This is a genomic window from Streptomyces altiplanensis (assembly GCF_053591575.1).
Genome location: NZ_JBSFUB010000047.1, coordinates 46,069 through 55,373 on the forward strand (window position 1 = coordinate 46,069; position 9,305 = coordinate 55,373).

The 9,305-nt window shown below is 69.1% G+C and carries 6 protein-coding genes; 4 read left to right on the forward strand and 2 right to left on the reverse strand.

Features of this window, described 5'->3' with window-relative positions; all coding sequences use genetic code 11:
* Positions 1-262: 262 nt before the first annotated feature.
* From ACWD0Y_RS20975 to mmsB, 4 genes are all read left to right on the forward strand, one after another.
* Positions 263-1,519: an FAD-binding protein gene (locus tag ACWD0Y_RS20975; protein ID WP_450261841.1), complete on the forward strand. Its 1,257-nt coding sequence runs from the start codon at positions 263-265 to the stop codon at positions 1,517-1,519.
* A gap of 365 nt (positions 1,520-1,884) precedes the next feature.
* Complete coding sequence (gene chvE / locus ACWD0Y_RS20980; protein ID WP_450261842.1) at positions 1,885-2,982, forward strand: multiple monosaccharide ABC transporter substrate-binding protein; 1,098 nt, start codon at positions 1,885-1,887, stop codon at positions 2,980-2,982.
* A gap of 108 nt (positions 2,983-3,090) precedes the next feature.
* The gene (gene mmsA, locus ACWD0Y_RS20985; protein ID WP_450261843.1) at positions 3,091-4,638 is read left to right on the forward strand and encodes a multiple monosaccharide ABC transporter ATP-binding protein; all 1,548 of its coding nucleotides are present in this window, start codon (positions 3,091-3,093) and stop codon (positions 4,636-4,638) included.
* A 3-nt stretch (positions 4,639-4,641) separates the two neighbouring features.
* A complete protein-coding gene (gene mmsB / locus ACWD0Y_RS20990; RefSeq protein WP_450261844.1) occupies positions 4,642-5,880 on the forward strand; it encodes a multiple monosaccharide ABC transporter permease in 1,239 nt (412 codons plus the stop codon).
* Between the two features lie 191 nt (positions 5,881-6,071).
* Here mmsB and ACWD0Y_RS20995 read toward each other — a convergent pair whose 3' ends face one another.
* Positions 6,072-7,517 carry a family 43 glycosylhydrolase gene (locus tag ACWD0Y_RS20995; protein ID WP_450261845.1) on the reverse strand — a complete coding sequence of 482 codons (1,446 nt, stop codon included), beginning with the start codon at positions 7,515-7,517 and terminating at the stop codon, positions 6,072-6,074.
* A gap of 42 nt (positions 7,518-7,559) precedes the next feature.
* The gene (locus ACWD0Y_RS21000; protein ID WP_450261846.1) at positions 7,560-9,059 is read right to left on the reverse strand and encodes a family 43 glycosylhydrolase; all 1,500 of its coding nucleotides are present in this window, start codon (positions 9,057-9,059) and stop codon (positions 7,560-7,562) included.
* Positions 9,060-9,305 lie beyond the last annotated feature (246 nt).

Below are 9,305 nucleotides of genomic sequence, written 5' to 3' on the forward strand. Positions count from 1 at the left end.
GCAGGCGCCCCGGAACCGGCGCGGGGGCCGGCGCCGCCCCGCCGGAGTCATTGACGGCCTTTTCCTGTTAGCGCTAACATCCAAGCGCCGGACAGGACCGCGCCCGCCACTGGCCCGGTCCCCGGTGAGCGCACCGCCGCCGCTGTCCGCCGCGTACGCCCGGCTCGTCACCGCGGGCGGGGCACCGTACGGTCTCCGCTTCCCCAAAGCGCCGCACCCGGCGCACCCGGCACACCCGGCGACAACCACGAATGGACGGGCGATGAACGAAGCAGTGACCAACTGGGCAGGCAACATACGGTTCGGCGCACAGCGGTTCCACGCCCCCACCTCCGTCGAGGAGTTGCAGGAGCTGGTCGCCGGGAGCCGCTCCGTGCGCGCGCTGGGAACAGGTCACTCGTTCAACGCGATCGCGGACACCCGTGGCGACCTGGTGTCCACGTCCGGCCTGCCCAAGGTGATCGACATCGACCGGCGGGCCGGGACCGTCACGGTGAGCTCCGGCCTGCGCTTCGGCGAGTTCACGGGAGCGCTGCACGAGGCGGGGTTCGCCCTGCACAACCTCGGGTCGCTCCCCCACATCTCGGTCGCCGGCGCCTGCGCCACGGGCACGCACGGCTCGGGGGTCCGCAACGGCAGCCTCGCCTCGGCCGTGCGCGCGCTCGACTACGTCTGCGCCACGGGCGACGTGGTGTCACTGGCCCGCGGCGACGAGCATTTCGCCGGTTCGGTGGTCGCCCTGGGCTCCCTGGGAATCGTCACCCGGCTGACGCTCGACCTGGTGCCGGCCTTCGACATGCAGCAGTGGGTCTACGAGGGGCTGCCCCACGAGGCGCTGCGCCGGGGGTTCGACGAGGTGATGTCGGCGGCGTACAGCGTCAGCCTCTTCACCCGGTGGCGGAGCGACCGGATCGATCAGGTGTGGCTCAAGCGGCGGGTGGGCGCCGAGGGGCCGCGGCCGGCGCCGGAGCAGTGGCTCGGAGCCGCGCTCTCCGACGGCGCCCGGCATCCCGTACCCGGAATGCCGCCGGAGTCGTGCACCCCGCAGTCGGGCATACCCGGCCCCTGGCAGGCCAGGCTTCCGCACTTCCGGCTCGAACACACTCCGAGCAGCGGCGACGAGTTGCAGTCGGAGTACTTCGTGGCACGCGAGGACGCCGCCGCCGCCTTCGACGCACTGCACGGGGTCCGCGAGCGGATCGCGCCGCACCTGCAGGTCGGGGAGATCCGCAGCGTCGCAGCCGACGACCTCTGGCTGAGCCCGGCCTGTCACCGCGACTCGGTGGCCTTCCACTTCACCTGGCTGCCCGACACGGCCGCCGTGACGGCGGCCCTGCGCGTCGTCGAGGACGCGCTGTCGCCCTTCGGCGCCCGGCCGCACTGGGGGAAGCTCTTCACCGCCGGCCCGGAGTCCGTGCGCGGGCTCTACGAGCACTACGGCCGCTTCGGGGAACTGATGGCCACGTGCGATCCGACGGGGAAGTTCCGCAACGACCTCGTCCGGCGTTACTTCGCGTAGGAGCACCGGCGGCCGATGGGCCTTGTGGCAGCGTCAGCGTTCCGCCACCTCCGAATGTTATCGCTAACACCGCCTCCGCCGCCCACAGTGCTCCCCCACGGCGCTGCGATATGGAACGGTGATCTCAGGGGCCTTGACGTCGGTTCTGTTAGCGTTAACACTCTTGTAACGCCAGGTCGGAGAGACGGCCGGAGCCAGCACGGGCGAGCCCGTCGGAGCAGCCGCCGGACCGGATGCAGCCAGCGGACCGAGCCCGTACGTACGGCCCCGTCCGCCTCCCGGCACAGCGCCCGGCCCGTTCCCGCTCGACAGACCCGAGGCCCTCGCCGAGGTCACGCCGATCACGGCATATCACTGGAGGAAAAGTGCGGAAGGTTTCGACAGGCCTCGCTGCGGCGGCTCTCACCCTGACGCTGGCCGCCTGCGGCCAGAGCGCCAACGGCGTCGGCCCCTACGCGGACAAGGGCGACGACAAGGGCGGCCTCGTGGGCATCGCCATGCCCACCAAGTCGTCGGAACGCTGGATCAACGACGGCAACAACATCGCCAAGCAGTTCCGGGCCAAGGGCTACAAGACGGACCTGCAGTACGGCGACAACGTCGTGGAGAACCAGGTCTCGCAGATCGAGAACATGATCACCAAGGGCGCCAAGCTGCTGGTGATCGGCGCGATCGACGGCTCCTCGCTCACCGACGTGCTCCAGAGGGCCGCCGACGCGAACATCGAGGTGATCTCCTACGACCGCCTGATCCACGGCACGGAGAACGTCGACTACTACGCGACCTTCGACAACTTCAAGGTCGGGGTCCTTCACGGCACGTACATCGTCGACCGGCTCGGCCTCAAGGACGGCAAGGGCCCGTTCAACCTCGAGGTGTTCGCCGGTTCCCCGGACGACAACAACGCCACCTTCTTCTTCAAGGGCGCGATGAGCGTCCTCAAGCCGTACATCGACGACAAGAAGCTGGTCGTCCGGAGCGGACAGACCAAGTTCAACCAGGTGGCGACCCTGCGCTGGGACGGCGGTGTCGCGCAGTCCCGGATGGACAACCTGCTCAGCAAGGCGTACACGACGGCCCGGGTCGACGCGGTGCTCTCCCCCTACGACGGCATTTCGATCGGCATCCTGTCGTCCCTCAAGGGCGTCGGCTACGGCGGTGCGGGAAAGCCGCTGCCGATCGTGACCGGCCAGGACGCCGAGCTGGCCTCGGTGAAGTCCATCATCGCCGGCGAGCAGACCCAGACCGTGTACAAGGACACCCGCGAACTGGCCCGGGTGGCCGTGCAGATGGGCGACGCCCTGCTCACCGGCGGCAAGCCCGAGGTGAACGACACCAAGCAGTACCACAACGGCGTCAAGGTCGTCCCGGCCTACCTGCTGCAGCCGGTCAGCGTGGACAAGGGCAACTACCGCAAGGTGCTGGTCGACTCCGGCCAGTACACCGCCGACCAGCTCAAGTAACCACGACCGGCCCGTCCAGGGCCGTAGAGCCGGTGGTACGGGCGGGGGCGACAGGCCACGGCCGGCCGCCCCCGCCCGTACCTCCCCGAGTCGAACGGATGCACCACCATGGCCGGACCCCTCCTCGAGATGCGTTCGATCAGTAAGTCCTTCCCCGGTGTCAAAGCGCTCTCCGACGTCGAGCTGAGCGTGGCCCCCGGCGAGGTCCACGCCATCTGCGGTGAGAACGGCGCCGGCAAGTCCACCCTGATGAAGGTGGTCAGCGGCGTCTACCCGCACGGTTCCTACGAGGGCGAGATCCTCTTCGACGGCGAACCGTGCGCCTTCAAGGACATCCGGGCCAGCGAACAGCGCGGCATCGTGATCATCCATCAGGAACTCGCCCTGATCCCCTACTTGTCCATCGCGGAGAACATCTTCCTGGGCAACGAGCACGCCACGCGCGGCCTCATCAGCTGGCAGCGGACGCTCACGCACGCGAAGGAACTCCTCGCACGCGTCGGCCTGCACGAGAACCCGCAGACCCGGATCGCCGACATCGGTGTGGGCAAGCAGCAGCTGGTCGAGATCGCCAAGGCCCTCGCCAAGGAAGTCAGGCTGCTGATCCTGGACGAGCCGACGGCCGCGCTGAACGACGAGGACAGCCGCAAGCTGCTCGATCTCATCCTGGAGCTCAAGGCCCAGGGCATCGCCTGCATCATCATCTCGCACAAGCTGAACGAGATAGCCCGGGTCGCCGACGCCGTCACCATCCTGCGCGACGGCCGGACCATCGAGACGATCGCGGTCGGCGCCGAGAGGATCTCCGAGGACCGGATCATCCGGGGCATGGTCGGGCGCGACCTGGAGCACCGCTACCCCGAGCGCACCCCCGACATCGGCGAGGTCGCCTTCGCCGTCGAGGACTGGACCGTACTCCACCCGATCGACCTGCACCGCAAGGTCGTCGACGGCGCGTCGGTCAACGTGCGGCGCGGTGAGATCGTGGGCATCGCCGGCCTGATGGGCGCCGGCCGCACCGAGCTCGCGATGAGCGTCTTCGGCCGCTCCTACGGTCGCCGCACCGGCGGCCGGGTGCTGATGGACGGCAAGGAGATCCGGACCCGCACGGTGCCGGAGGCCATCGGCAACGGCATCGCGTACGTCACCGAGGACCGCAAGCACCTCGGGCTCAACCTGATGGACGGCATCAGCCGCAACATCTCGCTGAGCGCCCTCGGCAAGGTCTCCCGGCGCGGCTGGGTGAACGAGCACGAGGAGACGAAGGTCGCGGAGAGGTTCCGCACCACGATGAACATCAAGGCACCCACGGTGTTCGCGGAGACCGGCAAGCTGAGCGGCGGCAACCAGCAGAAGGTCGTCCTCAGCAAGTGGATCTTCTCGGAGCCCGAGGTGCTGATCCTCGACGAGCCCACCCGGGGCATCGACATCGGCGCGAAGGCCGAGATCTACACGGTGATCGCCGACCTGGCCGCCCAGGGCAAGGCCGTGCTGGTCATCTCTTCGGAACTGCCGGAACTGCTCGGCATGTGCGACCGGATCTACACGATGGCCGAGGGCCGGATCACCGGCGAGGTCGACCGTGCGGACGCGACCCAGGAATCCCTCATGCGCCTCATGACCGTGAGCGCGGCAACCCAGAACGAGCAGGTGTAAGGCATGGCCCAGGTGAAGACAGAGAACATACCGGCGTCCGCCCCCGGCGCCGGGTCCTCCGGCAAGGGCGGCGTCGGCGCGCTGCTGCTGGAGACGCTGCGCGGCAACATCCGGCAGTACGGCATGCTGGTCGCGCTCGCGCTGATCGTGGTGCTCTTCCAGATCTGGACCGACGGCACCCTGCTCAAGCCGCTGAACATCACCAACCTCATCCAGCAGAACGGCTACATCCTCATCCTGGCCATCGGCATGATGATCGTCATCATCGCCGGGCACATCGACCTGTCGGTCGGCTCACTGGCCGCCTTCGTCGGCGCCGCCTCGGCCGTGATGATGGTCAAGCACGACATGCCGTGGCCGCTCGCCCTGGTGATCGCGCTGCTGATCGGCGCGGTGGCCGGTGCCTGGCAGGGGTTCTGGATCGCCTACGTCGGCATCCCCTCGTTCATCGTCACCCTGGCCGGCATGCTGCTGTTCCGCGGCGGCACCCAGATCCTGCTGCAGGGCCAGTCGGTGGCTCCCTTCCCCAAGGGCTTCCAGGAGATCAGCAGCGGCTTCCTGCCCGAGGTCGGCCCGTACACCGACTACCACAACCTGACCCTGCTGCTCGGTCTGTGCGTGCTGGTCGTGGCCGTCCTCCAGGAGATCCGCGGTCGCCGCCAGGCGGCTTCGTACGGCCTCGAACTGCTCCCCATGGGCTTCTTCCTGGCGAAGCTGGCGGCGATCACCGCGGCCGTCGTGGCGTTCACCCTGCTGCTCGCGAGCTACCACGGCGTCCCGATCGTCCTGCTCATCCTCGGCGCGCTGCTCGTCGCCTTCGGCTACGTGATGCGCAACTCCATCCTGGGCCGCCACACCTACGCGATCGGCGGCAACGAGGCGGCCGCCAGGCTGTCCGGCGTGAAGAGCAAGCGCATCGTCTTCCTGGCCTTCGTCAACATGGGCGTCCTGGCCGCGCTGGCCGGCATGGTCTTCGCGGCGCGGCTCAACGCGGGCACACCGCAGGCCGGCATCAACTTCGAACTGGAGGCCATCGCGGCGGCCTTCATCGGCGGCGCCTCGGCCTCCGGAGGCGTCGGCACCGTACTGGGCGCGATCATCGGCGGTCTGGTGCTCGGCGTGCTGAACAACGGAATGTCGCTGGTCGGCATCGGCACCGACTACCAGCAGGTCATCAAGGGGCTGGTGCTCCTCGCGGCCGTCGGCTTCGACGTCTACAACAAGCGCAAGGTCGGTTCCTGATCCTCCGCCCGCTCTCCTGACTCCGCCCGGTCCCGGTGACCGGGCGGAGTCGTTTCTGTGCGGGGCCCGTCCGTACGGGAGCGCACACGGGTCCGGCCGCGCCCCGTGTGACGGGCACGGCCGGACGGAAGGGCCGGAGTCCCGGGTCGGGGCCCGGGGTCAGGGCCAGGACGGGACCGGACCGGTTCAGGTCACTGCTGGTGGAACGTGGCGTCCTGCCTGGCGAGCGTGGTGCCGGCGCCCTGGAGGTGGAGCAGGAAGTCGAAGTGCCGGATGTACTGGCCGGGGGCGGTGTACGCCTCGTAGGAGACGCCGGCCGCGTCGGCCAGGCCGGGCCGCTGGTGGAAGCTGGCGCTGCCCTTGAAGGCGGTGGTGCCGTCGTTCTTCTCCACCCAGACCTCGCCGTTCCGGTGGCGCAGGTAGTAGCCGGGGAAGTTGGCGGACTCCAGCGAGACGGTGCCGCTGCCGGCGAGCCCGGTCACGGTGCGGAACTGCGAGTCGGCGAGGTGGGTGACGTCCGCCTCCAGCTTGCCGCGGTACTCCCAGTGCCGGATGTAGTGGTCGGGGAAGTTGGCGGAGGACAGGCGCCTGGGCGTGACGCCGTCGGCGACCGGGATGCCGAAGTTGGGCGTGCCGTCGGCGTTCCAGTAGAGCTTCTGCACGCGGGTGCGGCGGTTGGGGTCGTTCAGCGGGTCACCGGTGATGTTCTTGTAGTTGCGGTCGTGGTAGACGAGGACGTCGCTCCTGCCGTCCTCCGACGTGGTGAAGGAGTTGTGGCCCGGACCGTACTGGCCGGTGGCGGCGTTGCTGGTGAAGACCGGGACCGGGCTCTTCTTCCAGGCGGCGGGGTCGAGCAGGTTCCCGGTGGCGGAGGCGGTGAGCAGGCCGAGGCAGTAGTTGCTGTCGGTCGCGGACGCCGAGTAGCTCATGAAGACCTTGCCGCCGCGCTGGATCACGGCCGGGCCCTCGTTGACCTTGTAGCCGGCGGTCTCCCAGCCGTACGTGGGCACGGTCAGGCGGACCGGGGTGCCGGTGATGGTCCAGGGGTTGGCCATCCTGGCGAGGTAGACGTTGGAGTTGGTGTCGATCGCCGGGTCCTTCTGCGCCCAGCTGAGGTAGCGGACGCCGTTCACCACGAAGGTGGTCGCGTCCAGCGCGAAGCTGTCCATCGGGGTGGCGATCCGGCCCTTCTCGGTCCAGCCGCCGGTCAGGGGGTTGGCCGCGGAGCTCTCCAGGGCGTACATCCGGATCTTCCAGACGTCGTCGGCCCGTCCGGCGGCGAAGTAGACGTACCACTTGCCGTCGATGAAGTGGATCTCCGGGGCCCAGATGTGCGCGCCCATGTCGCCGGTGGCGTGCTTGGTCCAGATCACCGTCTCGGGGGCGGTGGACAGGCCCTGGATGGTGGTGGCCCGGCGCAGGACGATGCGGTCGTACTCGGGGACGGTGGCGGTGAAGTAGTAGTAGCCGTCGGTGTGTCTGAAGATGTGCGGGTCGGCGCGCTGGTTCACCAGGGGGTTGGTGTACGAGACGGCGGGTGAGGCGGGCACGGCGGCCCGGGCCGGTGCGGGCAGCAGCAGAGCGGCCAGCAGCGCGGCGCCGGCGGCGAGGGCGCCGGCGAGCTTGCGGATTCTCATCGCGGTGTCTTTCTCCTGTGCGGTGCGGGTGCGGGGCGGGGGTCAGTTGGCCTTGAGCTGCCACTGCTGGCAGGGGTTCGCGAGCCAGGACCACTGGCGTACGTCGGCGCCGTCCGCCGTCGAGCAGCCGGCGACGTCCGCGACCTTGCCGCTGTTGGCGTTGACCAGGCGCACCCATCCGCCGGTGTCGCTGACCACCATCCGGAAGCGCTGGCAGGTGTTGTTCATCCACGACCACTGGCGCAGGTCGGCGCCGTCCGCGGTCGAGCAGTCGGCGACGTCCAGCGCCTTGCCGCTGGCGACGTTGACCAGGCGGCTGGTGTCGTCGGCCTGGTCCTCGATGCGCCACTTCTGGGCGGCGTGGCCGTTGCAGGTCCACTGGCGCACGTTCGCCCCGTCGGCCGGGGAGGCGTTCTCCAGGTCCAGGCACTTGCCGCTGCCGCGGTTCACCAGGGTGTACGACGTCGGTGTGGCCGTCTTCTCACCCGACGGGCCGGGCCGGGAGGTGCCCAGTGCCACGGGGGCGCCGAAGTTCGGTGAACCGTCCGCGTTCCAGGTGAACTTCTGGGCGCGGGTGGTACGGCCGTTGTCGCAGCCCTCGCTCGCCCGGTCGTTGGCGTGGTAGACGATCCAGTTCTCCGTGCCGTCGGGCGAGGTGAAGAAGCCGTTGTGGCCGGGCCCGTAGACGCCTGCCGCGTCGTTGCGCTGGAAGACCGGGGCGGCCTTCTTCGTCCACGACGAGGCGCTCAGCGGGTCGGTGCCCGTCAGCTCCAGCTGACCGAGCTTGTAGTCCGCGGTGGTGCAGTAGCTGGCGGAGTAGACGATGAAGGTCTTGCCGTTGCGGTAGAGCGGTTCGGGACCTTCGTTGACGGGGGCGCCCTGGCGCTCCCAGGCGTGCGTCGGCGTCGAGAGGGTGCGCAGCGGGCCGCTGACGGTGTACGGGTTGCTCATCGGCGCGATGACCAGGTTCTGGGTGCCGTTGCCCATGGCGCTGCCGAGCAGGTACAGCTTTCCGCCGGCCCGCAGCACGCTGCCGTCGATCAGCCAGTTGTCGTTGGCCGGGTCGTACAGCCGGTTCTTGTAGCGGTACGGGCCGGCCGGGTCGGACCCGGTGCTCTCCAGTACGTGCGTGCGCTGGGTCTTGTTGTAGTCGGCTACGCCCTCCCCGGCCGTGTAGTAGAGGTACCAGCGGCCGTCGAAGAAGTGGATCTCGGGTGCCCAGATGTTGCAGCAGCGGGACGGCGTGGTGTCGGACCACACCTGCACGCTGGGCGCGTCGGCGAGGCCGGCCAGGGTGGGTGACTTGCGCATGGTGATCTCGGAGGTCCACGAGGTCGTCACCAGGTAGTAGTTGCCGTCGTAGTACTCCAGCCAGGGGTCGGCGCCCTTCTGCGACTTCACCGGGTTGGTGTACGCGGCGCCGGCGGCTGCCGTGGCGGGCGGGCTGACGGTGGTGCAGAGCAGGGCGAGGACGGCGATCGCGAGGGCGATCCAGGTACGGGGGCGAGTGCGGATGCGGGCGGGGGTGGGGGTGGGGGTCACAACTGTCCCTTGGTGGTGGCGCACGGACTGGGCCGTGGGCAGGGGGTCGCGGAAGAGAGCGCTCACAACGCCTTGAGCGGATGGCGTACACCGGCGGCGCGCAAGACTGCGTTCTTACCGTGTTGCGCGATTGTTAACGCTAACAGTTCGTCAGTCAAGGGCGATCGTTACAACGGCGTGTCCTCACAGTTGCCATCGAACCCCTTGTCAGGCAGGCAGGAGAGGACTTAACGGCTCGCGGCCGAC